Genomic DNA, 16,927 nt, shown 5'->3' with positions numbered 1-16,927 from the left:
TCATTATCTGAATATCTGGCTTGGTTGTTTGTTGTTTAATTCTTTAAAAAGAATTTATATAATTAACCTACTGTTTAATTTTCAAAGTTCATGTTTGCCCTTTTCTTAAGGACAAGTAATACTATACCATCTCAATTTAATAACGTCAACACTTTTTTAAAATTTAATTTTATTTTTTTATATTTTTTTATTTTAAATAAAAAAGAACTGTGAATTCACAGTCCTTTATTAGCTTATATCATCAGCTATTTCTTTTATTACTTGGTGAGCACTACTCATTACTATACTAGGTTGAACTTCATAATATTCAACATCTATAAACCTTTCAATGTCTTCTACTTCTTCTATACTTTTATTTATTGCAAATAAAACTGTTTTTGCTGATTTTATTTCTTCGTCTGATAATTTATTTAATATTTCATTACCTTCTTGAATTTCAAATTTAAATTCATATCCTAATTTAACACTTTCATCTTTTAAAAGACTTCCACATTCTATACTTTCACATATAGCAACTATCTTTTGCATATAATTCCCTCTCTTTGTTAAACTTAATAATTTTTATTTTATATTACAAGAAATATATATCAAATACAATTACCTTTAGTCTATATCTATATTATTATCTATTTTATTATTTTCAAAAAATAATTTAAGCCCTATTATAATCATGCTTGAAAATAAAAAAGTTATAACTATCAATTTAAAAATAGGTTCATTAGTTACATGTAAGCTTTCTGTAAAATACATATATCCATAAGCTATTAAAATTATTAATATAATATTTTTAATTATTCTAACTAAATACTTCCCCAATATATAACCCCCTATAAATGTAAATTTATTATTTTAATAGTATTATATCATTCACAATATTATTTTTTCAATTTTCTTAATTTTCAATTTTAAATTTATTTTTATATGATACATCTTTTTAGATATTATTTGGGTATATTTATATTAAAATATCAGTTTAATTTGGAGGTGAACTATGAACTTCATATTGATTTTTCCATTAATAACTTTAGCAATATTTCTTATGTCTTATTTAAACGATAAAAGAAAACTTATTAATGGTTTTCTATTTAATTTATTTATTTTTTCAGTTCTAATAACATTTACTTATATAGCTTTTGCTTCTCAAAGTAAAATATTAATAATATTATTTTTAATCCTTTTCTTATTATTTTTAATAGTAATTACATTTGGTATTTATGCTCTTATAATTGGTTTGTTTATAAATGCTAAAATCGTAATGAAAAAAGAAAGTAAAAAACTACCTAATTTACTAACTTTATTTTTAGGCATAGCACTATTATTACATGTTATTTTAGTTATATTTAACCCTGGGAAATTTTTATCTCCTGATTTAAATATATTTTTAAGTGGATTTGTATTAGTAGAAATTTACTTCTTATTTAGTATATTTAACTTTTTAATGATTTCATTTATTTCACAATTTAATAGACCTAAAAAAAATCAAGACTTTATTGTAGTTTTAGGAAGCAGAGTTATAGGGGATAAAGTTCCTCCTTTACTTGCAAGTAGAATAGATAAAGCTATTAGGTTTTATAATGAGCAATCCATAGTTAATTCTCCACCTAAAATAATTTTTTCTGGTGGTCAAGGTCCAGATGAGATGATTTCAGAAGGATTAGCTATGAAAAAATGTGCTATAAGCAAAGGAATTCCGAAGGAAAATACCTTAGTAGAAGATAAATCCGTAAATACTTTACAAAACATGAAATTTTCAAAATCAATAATGGATAAATTAATGCCCACTGGATACAAAAGTATCTTTGTAACTAATAATTATCATGTATTTAGAGCTGGCCTTTATTCTAAAATGGCTAATCTTAACAGCCAAGGCATAGGTTCTAAAACAGCATTATATTTTCTACCTAATGCATTAATTCGTGAATATATAGCAATAATTATGATGCATAAAAAAAGAAATTTAATAGTAATTGCTTTATGCTTCTTAATTACGGCAATACTATCTTTAATAAATTATTTTTTTGTCATTCACTAATTATATTTTAAATTTTTTCTAAATTTAGATTAATTTATTTTGCATTGTATTGTTAAATTTATATTGTTATTATTACAATGTAATTTAAAACTTTAGCTAAATTCGGAGGTTATAAAATGATTTTATCAAAAGAAATCAAATACTTTTTTATCATTGTGGTAATCATTTGTACTATAGCTTTTAGTGTAACTATACCTCTTACTCAACTTGGAATCATCAAATACGGTTCACCTGTATTCATGATATTTTATGGTTTATCAGGGTATTCGCCATCTATAGCTGGCTTATTGGTTAAGAAAAAATTTTATTCTAAGTCGGAATTTAAGGCTTTCTTAAGAAGCTGTATAAATATAAAAAAAAGTTTTAGAGATTATTTATACGTATTAATAACATCTCTAATTTTATGGAGTATTCCTTTTATTGTAATTAGTTTCTTTAAGGAGCATAAGGTATTACTTAACTCTCCTTTAATCTTTTTAAGTTGGATAACTCCAGTTATGATATTTGGAGGAGGATTAGAAGAAATAGGATGGAGAGGTGTATTACTTCCTAAACTTCTTTGTAGATTTTCATCTATAAAAAGTTCTTTAATTATAGGTATTATATGGTCTATTTGGCATATACCTCTATGGTTTATTTCTGGTTCACCTCAACAGGAATTAAATTTTTTACCATTTGCATTAAGTTGTATAGCTTCTTCATTTGTATTAACATTTATATACACTCAAACTAAAAGCATTTGGCTATGTATTTTATTTCATGCTTTGGATAATGCTTGTTCATACATATTTACATATTCAGTGGACATGCATATAATTATATCAGTCATTACTGCTTTAGTCGGACTTTTCATATTGAAATTTTCTAATAATCATTTAAAAACTAAAATAAGCTAGAAGATATCTTCTAGCTTATTTCTTATTTTATATTCTTTTTATCAATTTCATTAAATGAATTTGCAACTGCTATTGTTGAAGCCATTGCACCATTTACATTAAGCATTGTACGCCCCATGTCTAGTATAGGATCTATAGCAAGTATTCCTCCTAATAATGGGAAGTACGCACCCATACCCATACCTGATATAACTACTGATACAGACATTGTAGCTGTTCCTGGTATACCCGCAATACCTAACGAACTTATAGTTATTACTATAAGTAACATTATATAGAAACTAAAATTCATTGGAGTTCCTGACATATTGGCAACAGTAACAGCCATTAATGCAGGATATATTCCTGCACATCCATTCATCCCCATATTAGCTCCTAAGCTTCCAACGAAACTAGATATTCCTTGATCTACTTTTAAATTATCTGTAAGTGTCTCAATAGTTACTGGCAAAGTCCCTAAACTTGATCTTGATGTAAAAGCCAATATAAGTGGTTTTGATACATTCTTTAAATATTTTAATGGATTAACACCATTTATTGATATTATTATTAAATGTACTATAAACATTATAATAACACTTACATATAACGCTAATATAAAATCTATAACATCTATTATAGATGTTATTCCTCTATCTACTATAGATGTTGCCATAAGTGCAACAACTGCGTAAGGCATTAATTTTATAACCGTTATAGACACACTTATTATTATTTTATAAAATGCTTCAATTAAGTCTACAAAAGGCTTAATTGTTTGTGCATGTTTTTTACTAAGTCTCTTTATTGCTATTCCTAAGAATCCTGCAAATATAACTATTGCTACTACATTAGCTTTAGCCATAGCATCCACCGGGTTTGATGGTAGTAAACCTCTTAAAGTATCTACTATAGGTGTTATCTCTCTCATATCCTCAGTAGCTTGTTTTACAACTTCTTGGCCTACTCCTAACTGGAATAAATTACCAACTATTATTCCTATTGTAGCAGCTATAGCTGTTGTTCCAAGTAACATGATTATAGTTCTACCTGTAAGTTTTCCTAGATTTTCACCTTCTTTTAGGTTCATAATCACTCTTACAATTGATACAAATACTAAAGGTACCACTAGCATTTTTAAAAGATCCATAAATCCATATCCAAATAATCCATACCATTTAGATACTTCATTTAGCCAATTCACCTTTGTTGGGTCATTTGGGAATCCTGCTATGGCTTGAATCACTACTCCTAATCCAATACCCATTACAATTGATACAATCATCAATTTAGTAAAATTTAATTTGTTACTTAATTTTTTAACTATAAAAAATAGTCCAACTAATATCCCTATAGATAACACCGTTAACCAATTAGTTACCATAAGAAATTCTGAAAAAAATGTATAATTCATATGTTCCTCCTTAGACTTTTTGCAAAGTTAAAGGCTTTGCTTGTTTACTAATAATAACAAGACCTTGTATCAATATCAACTAGTAACTTTTTGGTAACTCCTATTTATAATATTAGTCTTCACATACTATATGTTTATTGCTCCATTCTATCATATTAGCCATTATATGAAGCAGTAGTAACCCACCTTCACTTAAGTAATAAGTAGATTCTACACTATTATTTATTGTCTTTTTATCATTTATAACTATATTGTTCTCTATTAATAAATCTAACTGTTGAGTTAGCATTTTTTTACTACATCCTTCTATCTTTCTTTGTAACTCCCCAAATCTTATTTTATTATCTTGAATTACCCAAAGTATTTTCCCTACCCATTTTTTACCTAAAATATTAGATAGAGCTTCAACTGGACAATCATATGTCATATCATTTACATTGTACATTAATTTGTCCTCCTGACTTTTTAGTTGTGTATACAAGATTATAATACAACTGATAATTTGTCCAATTTTGATTATTATGAATTTTATTTAATCTATGTTCACTTATAGTTTTTTTCTATAATAAAATTAATAAAAAATAACCTATAAATTTACATTATTAACAATAGATAAATTTATAGGTTATTTATATTTATGTTTATATTTTATTTCATATTTTTAATCCTTAATTGATCAAGTTGCGATATGGCGCTTGAAACTGCCATTTGACCTTGGCCTGCAGACTTAATATATTGATATGGCTTACCTGCACAATCTCCAGCTGCATATAATCCAGCAATATTGGTTCTCATTTCTCTATCTGTTTTTATATGAGGTCCATCTGCTTCTAACCCCGGTACCATATAACTTGGTGATACGCTATCCTTTATAACAAAAACCCCATCTATATCTAGTTCTCTATCTTTTAAAATTAATTTATTTGCTAAGTTTTCTCCTTTTATTTCTAAAGGTATACTATTGATTATTTCTATAGAAGAATCTAATTTATTTTCTAACTTATACATAGGTATATAGTAAACTTTAGAAGCTATTTCACTTAAAAAGTTTGCATCTTCTTCTCCTTCATGATTGTATCCTATAATGGCTACAACCTTATCTCTATACAATCCAGCATCACAAGTAGCACAATATCCTACACCTTTTCCTAGGTAGTCTTCTTCCCCTTTTATCTTTTTACCATATTGAACACCTGTAGCTATTATTACAGTAGTAGCTTCATATGTTTTTTCACCTACAAGTAATGTAAAATAGTCTCCCATACTATATACATTGTTAACCCTCTCTTGAGTTATCTCTATTTCCATTTCCTTTATATGATTAATAAACTTTTCGCTTAATGCTTTTCCACTTACATCATAAATACCTAGATAATTATCTATAGATGGTGCTTTTATAAGCTTTTCACTTCCATTTTCATTCCCAAATAATATTATATTTTTATTTCTTATTTTAGCGTTTATGGCAGCTGCTAATCCAGCTGGCCCACTTCCTACTATAGCTATATCATATCTCATAAACTTCAACCCTTTCTACTAATTTATATATGGGCTTTTACCATTTCCTCTAATTTTTGCTTTGGTATAAATCCAACTAATCTATCTGCTTCTTTTCCATCTTTAAAAACTATAACAGTTGGAACTGTAGTTACTTCAAATCTTCTAGCTAAATCTAAGCTTTTATCTATATCTACTTTTAAAAACTTAGCTTCTTCTACATTTTTATCTATTTCTTCAAATACAGGTGATAACATCTTACATGGTCCACACCATGTTGCAAAGAAATCTACTATAGTTGTTTCTGTTGCATTTTCTACTTCATTTTTAAATTCTTCAGTCTCTATTATTCTAGTCATTATTATCGCTCCTTTATATTCCTATAATTTCTAAGATTAATATATCAACTTTCAAATAACTTAACAATTAGTTACTTATTCGTAACTAGTATTTATTATCTCCACTTTTAAAATTACTTTGTATATATTTTTATGAAAATAAAAAAACTAGTTAAATACTTAGTATTTAACTAGTTTTCTTTAACTTAATTTATATAATATTACTGAATCACTCTCTAGATACTGTTTAACATCTATTACTCTTTGATTTGACGATCCTCTTAATTTAATAGATAGATTTTTTCTATCTTCCTCAAATTTGCCATCAACTAATATATCTATATAATTTAAAATTTCTTTTTGCGTTTCATTAAAATTTTCTATTGTATAGCCAGTCCATAAGTATATAAGTTTTTCTGGATAATTGCGTTTGAATTCTTTACATAAATATATTACGCCTTCAATATTTTGAGGACACAATGGTTCGCCTCCTAATACAGATAAATCACGTTTTATATTATTTTTATTTATATTCTCTATAATATAGTCTAAATCATCTTGTGTAAACTCTTTGCCACCTTCAAAATCCCATGTTTCTTTATTGAAACATCCATTACAATGATGTGGACATCCTTGTGTCCAAAAAGACATAGTTATTCCTAATCCATTGGCTATGTCGTTATCTTTTATCTTAGAAAACTTCACTTTAATCACTCCAACCCTATAGATGTAATACTCTTTGTCCTATCTCTTGCGTACGACCTTTACCCCACATATTTGCACCTATATATCCGCACGTTCTTCTCATAACTTGCATCTCATTTTTATCTTTATTTCCACAGTTTGGGCAATACCATTCTAAATCTTTATCAAGCTTTATTTCTCCAGTAAACCCACAAGAATAACAGATATCCGGCTTCGTATTTATTTCAGCATATTGTATATTATGGTATATATAGTTTATTATTTGTTCAACAGCCGGTAAGTTTTTACTCATGTCTGGAACTTCTATATAACTTATACATCCACCTAAACTTATATCATGGAATTGACTTTCAAATTTAAGTTTTTCAAAAGCATCTATTTCTTCACTTACATGAACATGATATGAGTTTGTGTAATACATTCTATCTGTTACATTTTTTATTTCACCGAATTTTTGTTTATCTATTCTACAGAATCTTGAAGTTAAACTTTCTCCTGGAGTTCCATATAGTCCAAATCCAAGTCCAGTTTCATCCTTCCACTTTTGGCAGGTATCATTTAAGTAATTCATTACTTTTAAAGCAAATTCCTCACCTTCTTTAGTTGTATGACTTACTTCAAGCATCGCTTGAGTCATTTCATACACACCAACATAACCTAAAGAAAGAGTTGAATATCCATTTTCTAATAATGGATCAATCTTTTCTCCTTTTTTAAGTCTTGCAATTCCACCATGTTGCCAATGGATAGGTGAAACATCTGAAATTACACCTTTTAATAAATCATGTCTAACCATTAAAGCTTCTTTACAAAGTTCTAATCTTTCATCTAGTACTTCCCAGAACTTGTCCATATCTTTATTAGCAGTTAATGCAACTTGTACTAAATTTAAAGATATAACGCCCTGGTTAAATCTTCCATACCATTTATAGTTTCCATTTTCATCTTTCCATGGAGATAAATGACTTCTACATCCCATTGGAGGGAATGTGTTTCCTTCATAATTTTTTCTCATTATTTTAGCACTTTGATAATCTGGAACTAATCTTTTAGTACTACATTTAGCTGCTAATTTAGTAATATAATCATATTTTCCACCTTCTAAGCAGTTATGCTCATCTAAAAGATAAACTAATTTTGGGAATTCTTCTCCAACTTCTTGCCCCTTGTAGTTTTTCATTCCTTCTAATCTTTGAAGAATCATTTCCTCACAAATTAAGGCCATTTCTCTTTCATACTCATGACCTTCTTCGATTTCTAGATATATTGTAGAAAATGGTGATTGACCATTACTTGTATATAAAGTAGATAGTTGATATCTTATGGTTTGTATACCACCCTTTAATTCTTCCATCATTCTATCTTCAGCTAATTCTTTTGCCATTTCTTCTGAGTATTTTTGAATATATTTATTATAGTATTTATCATAAGATACTCTTAAAAATGGTGCTATATGTTTTATAGTTATAGAGTTTCCACCATACTGTCCACTAGCTATTTGTGCTATTATTTGAGTAGTCACTGTACATGCTGTTGTAAATGACTTAGGAGACTCTACTAACTTATTACTTATTACCGTTCCGTTACTTAGCATATCTTCTAAATTTATAAGCATACAGTTATGAATAGGTTGTATTGCATAGTCCATATCATGATAGTGAAGAACACCTTCATCATGTGCATGTGCTATGTGAGCTGGTATTAATTTTCTTCTTGCTATATCCTTAGACACTTCCCCAGCAATTAAATCTCTTTGAGTAGATGCTAGTAATCCGTTTTTATTAGAATTTTCATTTATTACATCTTCATTACTATTATCTAAAAGTCCTAATATACTATCATCAGTAGTATTAACTTCTCTTTTAAAAGATTGAACAGCTCTATACCCCTCATAAGCTTTAGCTGTTAATTCATGCTTATGATTAATTAAACTTTCATAAACCATGTCTTCAACTTGATTTACAGTGGATAAATGTGGATTTTCGTTACATTTAACTTCTATTTGATTAGCTATTTCATTAGCTATTTCTTCTTCATATATTCCACTTCCATACTTCATAGCTTTAAGTATTGCATTTTCTATCTTAGTCTTATCAAACTCTGCAATGCTTCCATCCCTTTTAATTATATTTAATTGTTTTTTCATAAAACTCTCCTTTTGTCTAATACATCTTGATTGATTAAATTTTATTCTACAAAAGTATTGACTTTTATAATTTCATATTGTATACGTTAATAAATTTTTATACCATATGTAGTAATCACATAGTCCATTCTATACTATATATGGTATTTATTCAAGTTGATAAATACCACAAAAAATACATTTTAAAACACAAATAGAAAAGAAACCGCACTATATCTAAGTTCTGAATGCAGTTTCTTTTTTAAAAAAATTTTATAATATTTTTTTATATATTATTTAATACAGGAGCTAGTGATGAATCATTAAAAAATGTATTAGAATTATATAAATAAAGCATATCAGTTATATTCTTATCTTTTATTAGATTTTCAATATCTTCATAATAATATCTTGGGTCTACCATTATTATTTCTTTATAATAATGAGTTAGAAATTGTACAAAACTATTAGCATAAGAATCTTTTACTAGTAACAAAACTTTATCACTTTCACTAGTTGTTTTTATATCTACTAAAGGATGATTTCCTCCTAAAAATACCTCGTACTTGTCTTTTTTCTTTAAAGCCTCACTATTATATATAGTAGGAGACTTCTTCTTTTCTTCTTTATATTCAACTATAACTTGATCATTTTTATCTTTAGGAGTGAATATATCAACTTTATCTGGATCTACTTTATATCCGCTCTTTGAATATAAAGTTCCATAAAAGTCATTTGATACTCTATATTTTTCATATCCATTAGGATTCACATCAAGCCCAGCTTGATTAGCAAAATCTAAGAATGCATAATATGCACCTAATGTAGTCCAATGATGATCTGTTTTATAATAAATATATTCTTTTTTATGATCTTTAAGTGAATCTGATACATTTATAAACTTTACTTTATTATCTACAGACTTATCTAATTCTTTTAGATATTTATCTTGGTCATAAACTGGTGCAAAATTAGGTAGTTTATCAGATAAAATATTAACTGAGTTTGGTGCAATTAACATGTATTGATTTATATCTTTATGTTTATTAGCAAATTTATTTATAGCCTCTATATTTGCTTTTAAATACTCTTTATTAGGTTTATTAAAGTTTTCTATTAGATATCCATCTTTACCCTTATATACACCGTTTTCACTATTTTTACCTAATAATGAATCTACCTTTGTCTTAACCTTTATAAATTCGTCTCTTCCTACTATCTGATCAACTGTATATTTTTCATATTTTTTTGTATATCTACCTTCAAATAATCTATCAAAGGTAAATTTAGGTTTTTGCTGTAATATTCTGTTTTCATTTTCTGAAAACTCCTTATCTTTAATAATAAGATTCAAACCTACAAATACAAATATTGTTAATAAAAACATTATAGTCATTAATTTAATATAAACATTTTTATATTTACGTGAATTTTTTTGTAAATTTCTTCTTAACTTTTTATTTCTATATTTCAATATTCTCACCTCTCTTAAAATCTAAAGTATAAGAAAGGATTGTATGTTTCATTTACTAAATATGCAATACTAACAAATAGTAAAATAAATTGAACTGAAGTAGCAAATACGACACCTTTCATCTTTCCGTTTTGAATAATCTTTTTAAATACTTTATTAACTATTGGTGTAGAACATAAAATTAATATTATTAAAAGAATTAAATTAGTAAATAAGTAATATAAAAATGTTGAATCTATAATTGGATTTCCATTTAATAAAAACATCACCTTTAAATACTCTAAAGATTTTTGTATACTATCTATTCCAAAGAATGTCCATCCAACCATAACTAAAACCATTGTGTATATATGTTTTATTAAATTTGGCATTGCTTCTAAAATATTTTTTAATAAAAACTTTTCTATTACTAAAATTAAACCATAGTATAGTCCCCATAATATAAAGTTCCAGTCAGCTCCATGCCAAAGCCCAGTTAAAGCCCATACCACAAATAGGTTTCTAAGCTGTGCCATAGTTGAACATCTATTTCCTCCAAGAGGTATGTACACATATTCTCTAAACCAACTACTTAAAGATATATGCCATCTTCTCCAAAATTCCGTCACACTCTTTGCAACATATGGATAGTTAAAGTTTTCTATAAAATCGAATCCAAACATCTTTCCAAGCCCTATTGCCATATCTGAATATCCACTAAAATCAAAATATAATTGTAATGTATATGCAGCTATAGCCAACCATGCGGTTAAGACAGATATTTGATTTACATCATACTGTTGGATACTTGTAAATATCATCCCTATATTATTTGCAAGAAGAACTTTCTTAGAAAGCCCTTGTATAAAACGCTCTACTCCTTCTCCAAATTTATTTACACCATGAGTTCTATGTTTTAATTGATAATCTATATCTATGTATCTTACTATAGGCCCTGCAACTAATTGAGGAAACATTGTAACATATAGTCCAAATGATATTAAATTTTTTTGAACAGGAACTTTTTCTAAATATACATCAATTACATAAGATAGAGTTTGGAATGTATAAAAAGAAATTCCTATAGGAAGTGGTAACTGTTCATATCCTATATTAATTGAAAATAAAGAATTTAAGTTTTCAATTAAAAATCCGTAATATTTAAAGAATCCTAAAATTCCTAAATTTACAATTACAGCGATTATAAAAATACGTTTAGCTTTAATTTTATTTCTTCTGTATTTATTAATTAATATGCCTATAAAGAAATCAAATACTGTTGTAAACATCATAAGAAATACATATATAGGCTCACCCCATGCATAAAATACTAAACTAATTAAAAGTAATATAGCGTTTTTTGCTTTCTTAGGCGATAAATAATATAAAATCAAAGTTATAGGTAAAAAGGTAAATAAAAATATTATGCTACTAAAAACCATCGTTTTGCTTCTCCCTTTTAGTTTTTGATGCTTTCTTTAAATGCATCAGTAATTTTTTCTAAATTATTTGATACTGAATAGAAAACATAATCTCCTTTGCTCTTTACTTCATAATCCTGAAGTAGTGCAACTTGTTTTGGACCATAGCCACTAAAACTTTCTATTTGCTTATTTACTCTGCTATCAATTGCATCTTCTACACCTTGTGCTTGTGATTTATCTTTTAGCTTTACTATAAGCATTTCTTCAACATCCATAGTCGATTTTGGAGTATATAGTACAAAGTCTTTAAATTCATTTGAGTTTAATCCAAAAAATCTTTTAAGAGCTTTGCTATCACCTTTTTGCATATTATTTAAAGGTACCTTACTATTTATTTCAGTTACAATCGAATTTAAGCTTTTGTCATTATTAATACCACATCCACTCAATATAAATGCAGTTAATGCAAAGCTTAAAACTACTATGTATTTTTTTATTGTTCTCAATTAAATTCCCCCTGTCCTATAAATTAGCTTTTTCTTGTAAAATATTTAAATATCCTTTATAAAATGCAGGCTTAAAATGTATACCATCAGGCTCGTACAAATTCTTATCTGAATTCATACTATCTCCAACATCTATAAACTCAACATTTAAGTTTTTGCACATACCTTTTATTCCATCATTAAAACTATATACATTTTTAAATTTAGGCTGTTTATTTATAGCACTTTTATTAGTAGGAATTATTGAAGTTACATATATTTTTGAATTTGGTAATTTAGCTTTTACATCTTTTATAAGTGATTCATAATTTTTTATAAATTCTTTTGAGTCACTAAATAGTTCTAAGTCATTCATTCCATAAGTCATAAAAATTTTACTAGGGGCTAAATCTACAACACTAGATATATCATCTTTTGCCTTGATAGTAGTTCTGCCTTTATACGCTACTACTGATGATGGGCTTAAAATTTCATATTCTGTAAGTCCTTCTCCTCTAGAGTCTCCCATTATAACTGAATCTTCAAATACCTTATTAAAATCTTTAACCTCTTCTTTTTTAGTGTCATCTTTTTTATTTTCAACTTCATTATTATTACTTTCTTCATCCATCTTATCTCTTATAGAAGAAATATTTACTGACTCAAGTTCTTTTATTTTTTTCATACCATCTTTGTCACTTATATATGATTGTGCAAAGTGTTCTTTATATATATTTATAGCCAAATTAAATCCTAATATTATCGCCGTTCCTATTAGAGCAACTTTTACAACACGAATGTATAAAATCTTTCTCATCACTGTCACTTCTTCCTCATCTACTCTTTATTTTTTTCTTGACCAATTATATATTATACTCCTAGTTTCTTACTTTTTTCTGTAAATTTTTTTTACAATTTCGTAACAACTATTCGACATAATTTTTTTATATTCGACACTTTATATAATAACAAAAGGCATTACCATTTACCATGGTAATGCCTACTTTTCAATAATTTTACATTTAAATTGTTAACGCTCTATTACAGTGTATTTTTCAGCAAATTTTATAGGATGATACGATAGTTTTGCTTTTCTAAGTCCTTCAATTCCTAAATCTTCTTCTCTATTAACGAACTTAACATCACTAAATTCATTTACTAAAAATTCCTTATTTATATATGGATATAACCCTCTTATATCAGAATTAGCTTTTTCTATATGTATAACAGCCATATCTTTGTTTAACATCTCTCCTATTGAAAAAGCTTCTAATTTAGAATCAATATATATTCCAGCTATTTTTATTTTATCTTTTAGCTTATCATAGTTATCAAATATTCTTTTTATAGCCTTTACTTCACTATCAAATTCTGAATCTTCACCTTTATCTTCTAACCATCTACTCATAACATTTTTACAATCTTTAAAATCTTTTTCATTTAACTTTCTATATTCTACCCTGTCTCCATATTCTTTTATAAAACTATTTAAATGGTTTCTCTTTTTTTGATTTTTTCTACCAGCAAGTGTTCTTAAACTTTCCCCTTCATATATATAGTCAAAGTTATTTCTTTCTTCTATATATATAAATCTATCTTTATACTCTTTTCTTAAGTAGTTTACAACTTCTTTACTTATAGCTTTTAAAAGTATTTTTCTATCATTTTTTTGAAAATATCTTATTATAAAATCAAATGCTTTATACATATTTTCTTTACGTGCTAATGGTAATATTAAAAATCCTTTATTTTCATATTCTCCTGCTACTATAGCAAAATCTTTTTCTACATAATATTTCGTATTATACAATTCTTTCCACATATATAGTGTAGTAAAACAATATTCACAGGCCTCATAATCTACTAGTTCAAAGTATTTATCTAAAACCTGTTTTGAATCTATATCTATTTCTTTAAACAAAATACTTACCTCCAAATAAATCAATTTCATAACTATCCGATATTTTTATATTTAATAATATATCAAATTTTATCGATATATTAAATTAGTTACTTTATCGTAACTACCTATCTAAAATTTTTCATCTCTAATCAAATATGCATCAATTATGATTTTGTTACAATTTTGTTATATCCTTAGTGTTGTAAAGTTGTATAATTAATATATTGAATTAAATTTTTATTAAAGGAGACAACGAGAGTGGCTTATTCAAAAGGCAAACACAGTGCTAAGAGCAAAACGCGAAATAAAAATAAGGTAACGTACATAGTGATTCCTGCTGTTGTTGCTATAGGACTATTCATAGGATATAAAGAGATTTCAAGTGCAGTTACATCTAATGATAGTGAAATATCTCAAAATCTTGCTAGTCTACCTCAAGATATTATAAATACTGATAATCCAGCCATAGCTAAACTAGTAAAAATGGCTCCTATGTACCCTAGAATTTATAATATATTAAATAATGTAAATGATTATCCTCAAGAGTTGTTAGTAATGGCTTCTAAGAAACCTGAAACTATAAACTTTGTAGCTGATTATCCTGAACATAAAGGAGGCAACTCAACTTATGAGAACATAACTGTAGAAGGAGAATATACCAAAGGGGAAATCCCTTTATTTATGCAATGGGACGAAAGATGGGGATATGATAAATATGGACCTGACTTCTTTGCTATTAATGGTTGTGGCCCAACAGCTTTATCAATGGTAACTGTAGGACTTACAGGTAATACAAATATGAGTCCTAGATATGTAGAAAATTTTAGTCAACAAAATGGTTACTTAGTTCCTGGGGTTGGAACTGCTTGGTCACTTATGACAGATGGAGCAAGAAAGCTTGGTTTAAAAAGTAAAGTAATTCCACTAAGTTCTGAAAGTATTATAAATACATTAGAAAAAGGACATCCAATTATTGCAACTATGGGTCCTGGCCACTTTACTACAGAAGGTCATTATATAGTTTTAACAGGTGTTGACAGTGACGGAAAAATTATTGTTAATGATTCTGATAGTAAACAAAGAAGTAGTGAAACTTGGGATGTAGATGTGTTTCTTAAAGAAGCTAAAAACTTATGGGCATTTAGTTTATAACTAAAATAGATGTATTTAATTAGATACATCTATTTTTTATTTTATTTAATATAAAAAGCTAACTCAAATTGAGTTAGCTTTATTTATTAATGAGTAAATCCATATTTTTTATTTTCAGCTTTCTTTCCATGTACTAATATATTTGCATTGTTTAAATCATTTATAGCTGTTTTTAAATCTCTTATAAATAATTCCGCCATATCATAGCTTAAGTCAGCTCTACATACTATACGTTGTATTATAACATTTTCTAAATTAACTGGTAATGGATATGCAGGTATTTGCCATCCTTTCATTGCTAATCTATCTGCTAAATCATATAATGTCCACTCTACAGCATCTTCATTTCTTAATCTATAACATACTATTGGTAAGTTTTCTCCATCATTATATATTTTAAATAACCCAGTATTTTCTATCTCACTAGATAAATACATTGCAACTTCTTTTGTACGTTGATGTATTTGTCTATATCCTTCAAATCCAAGACGTAAGAAATTGTAATATTGTCCTATAACTTGACTTGCTGATCTTGAGAAGTTTATTGCCATTGTTGGCATTGATCCTCCTAAATAACTTACTTCAAATATTAATTCTTTTGGTAAATACTCTTCATCTTTCCACACTACCCATCCTATACCTGGGTAAACTAATCCATATTTATGACCTGATGTACTTATTGATACTACATTTTTCAATCTAAAATCCCATTCAAGTTCTGGGTCTATAAATGGAGTAAATAATCCTCCTGATGCAGCATCAACATGTATTGGTAAACTTATTTTAGCTGTTTTATTATATTCTTCAACAACTTCATCTAATGCTTTTATATCATCAAATTTTCCTGTGTAAGTTATCCCTAATAATGCTGCTATACCTATAGTATAATCATCTACATAGTCTAATACTTTATCTATATTTAAACTCATATGTTCTTCATCCATTGGTACTGTACGCATTTCTATATCCCAGTATACACAGAATTTTTCCCAACAAACTTGGTACCCTGATGATACTACTAAATTCGGCTTTTTCTTAGTTACATCTATACCTAATTTTTCAGCTCTATTTCTCCATCTAAACTTCATTGCCATACCACCAAGCATACATGCTTCTGATGATCCAACTGTTGATGTTCCTATATAATTCATATCTTTTGGTGCATTCCATAAGTTTGCTATCATATCCACACATCTATTTTCCATTTCTGTTGTTTGTGGATATTCTGATTTATCTATTGCATTTTTTTCTAATGTTTCTGACATAAGCTTAGTTGCTTCTTCTTCCATATAAGTTTGGCAGAATGTTGCTAAATTTAGTCTTGCATTACCTTCATTCATTAACTCATCCTTAATTAATCTATAAGCTATGTTTGGAGCAATAGAATCTTTCCCTATTACATCTTTTGGAATATTAGAGCCAGACTCTATTGTCCCAAACACTGGTGTACTATAATCATCTTGTTTCTTAAATAACATTGTAAAACCCTCCTAAAATATATGCTGTTTTTCTATTATATTAATT

At 27.2% G+C, this 16,927-nt stretch carries 17 protein-coding genes; 3 read left to right on the top strand and 14 right to left on the bottom strand.

The window, feature by feature from the left end:
• Positions 1-228: 228 nt before the first annotated feature.
• Complete coding sequence (locus tag ATCC9714_RS01920; RefSeq protein WP_021121347.1) at positions 229-528, bottom strand: putative pTS system, IIB component; 300 nt, start codon at positions 526-528, stop codon at positions 229-231.
• Between the two features lie 75 nt (positions 529-603).
• A complete protein-coding gene (locus ATCC9714_RS01915) occupies positions 604-816 on the bottom strand; it encodes a hypothetical protein (RefSeq protein WP_021121349.1) in 213 nt (70 codons plus the stop codon).
• Between the two features lie 175 nt (positions 817-991).
• On the opposite strand from ATCC9714_RS01915, the gene ATCC9714_RS01910 reads away from it, so the two are divergent.
• Positions 992-2,032 (top strand): YdcF family protein, encoded by a 1,041-nt coding sequence (locus ATCC9714_RS01910; protein ID WP_057545628.1) that lies wholly within the window; start codon positions 992-994, stop codon positions 2,030-2,032.
• A 116-nt stretch (positions 2,033-2,148) separates the two neighbouring features.
• Positions 2,149-2,928 carry a CPBP family intramembrane glutamic endopeptidase gene (locus ATCC9714_RS01905; protein WP_021127302.1) on the top strand — a complete coding sequence of 260 codons (780 nt, stop codon included), beginning with the start codon at positions 2,149-2,151 and terminating at the stop codon, positions 2,926-2,928.
• 22 nt (positions 2,929-2,950) lie between these two features.
• On the opposite strand, the gene ATCC9714_RS01900 is transcribed toward ATCC9714_RS01905, so the two are convergent.
• From ATCC9714_RS01900 to ATCC9714_RS01850, 11 genes are all read right to left on the bottom strand, one after another.
• Entirely contained in the window at positions 2,951-4,321 is a 1,371-nt protein-coding gene (locus ATCC9714_RS01900) for a cation:dicarboxylate symporter family transporter (protein ID WP_057545627.1), read from the bottom strand.
• A 112-nt stretch (positions 4,322-4,433) separates the two neighbouring features.
• Entirely contained in the window at positions 4,434-4,766 is a 333-nt protein-coding gene (locus tag ATCC9714_RS01895; protein WP_021121350.1) for a winged helix-turn-helix transcriptional regulator, read from the bottom strand.
• Between the two features lie 203 nt (positions 4,767-4,969).
• Entirely contained in the window at positions 4,970-5,839 is an 870-nt protein-coding gene (locus ATCC9714_RS01890; protein WP_055330075.1) for an NAD(P)/FAD-dependent oxidoreductase, read from the bottom strand.
• A 23-nt stretch (positions 5,840-5,862) separates the two neighbouring features.
• Positions 5,863-6,177 (bottom strand): thioredoxin, encoded by a 315-nt coding sequence (trxA, locus tag ATCC9714_RS01885; RefSeq protein ID WP_021121343.1) that lies wholly within the window; start codon positions 6,175-6,177, stop codon positions 5,863-5,865.
• A 180-nt stretch (positions 6,178-6,357) separates the two neighbouring features.
• Positions 6,358-6,861, bottom strand: coding sequence for an anaerobic ribonucleoside-triphosphate reductase activating protein (gene nrdG, locus ATCC9714_RS01880; RefSeq protein ID WP_021121341.1), 504 nt, complete (start codon positions 6,859-6,861; stop codon positions 6,358-6,360).
• A 16-nt stretch (positions 6,862-6,877) separates the two neighbouring features.
• Complete coding sequence (gene nrdD / locus ATCC9714_RS01875; protein WP_057545626.1) at positions 6,878-9,007, bottom strand: anaerobic ribonucleoside-triphosphate reductase; 2,130 nt, start codon at positions 9,005-9,007, stop codon at positions 6,878-6,880.
• A gap of 265 nt (positions 9,008-9,272) precedes the next feature.
• Positions 9,273-10,460, bottom strand: a complete 1,188-nt coding sequence (locus tag ATCC9714_RS01870) for a DHHW family protein (protein WP_244465149.1) — start codon at positions 10,458-10,460, stop codon at positions 9,273-9,275.
• A gap of 14 nt (positions 10,461-10,474) precedes the next feature.
• A complete protein-coding gene (locus ATCC9714_RS01865) occupies positions 10,475-11,881 on the bottom strand; it encodes an MBOAT family O-acyltransferase (RefSeq protein WP_021127308.1) in 1,407 nt (468 codons plus the stop codon).
• 17 nt (positions 11,882-11,898) lie between these two features.
• Positions 11,899-12,369, bottom strand: a complete 471-nt coding sequence (locus ATCC9714_RS01860; protein WP_021121355.1) for a DUF4358 domain-containing protein — start codon at positions 12,367-12,369, stop codon at positions 11,899-11,901.
• A 16-nt stretch (positions 12,370-12,385) separates the two neighbouring features.
• Complete coding sequence (locus ATCC9714_RS01855; protein ID WP_057577616.1) at positions 12,386-13,165, bottom strand: GDSL-type esterase/lipase family protein; 780 nt, start codon at positions 13,163-13,165, stop codon at positions 12,386-12,388.
• Positions 13,166-13,378: 213 nt separating this feature from the next.
• Positions 13,379-14,272 carry a DUF2156 domain-containing protein gene (locus tag ATCC9714_RS01850; protein ID WP_057545633.1) on the bottom strand — a complete coding sequence of 298 codons (894 nt, stop codon included), beginning with the start codon at positions 14,270-14,272 and terminating at the stop codon, positions 13,379-13,381.
• Between the two features lie 237 nt (positions 14,273-14,509).
• Here ATCC9714_RS01850 and ATCC9714_RS01845 point away from each other — a divergent pair, with 237 nt between their 5' ends.
• A complete protein-coding gene (locus ATCC9714_RS01845) occupies positions 14,510-15,403 on the top strand; it encodes a C39 family peptidase (protein WP_057545623.1) in 894 nt (297 codons plus the stop codon).
• A gap of 86 nt (positions 15,404-15,489) precedes the next feature.
• On the opposite strand, the gene ATCC9714_RS01840 is transcribed toward ATCC9714_RS01845, so the two are convergent.
• On the bottom strand, positions 15,490-16,881 hold the full coding sequence (locus tag ATCC9714_RS01840; RefSeq protein WP_054631602.1) for a glutamate decarboxylase: 1,392 nt from the start codon (positions 16,879-16,881) through the stop codon (positions 15,490-15,492).
• Positions 16,882-16,927 lie beyond the last annotated feature (46 nt).

The organism is Paraclostridium sordellii, assembly GCF_000953675.1.
GTDB classification, from domain to species: domain Bacteria; phylum Bacillota; class Clostridia; order Peptostreptococcales; family Peptostreptococcaceae; genus Paraclostridium; species Paraclostridium sordellii.
Note: the sequence above shows the minus strand (reverse complement) of the source record. Positions and strands in the feature narration are given on the sequence as shown.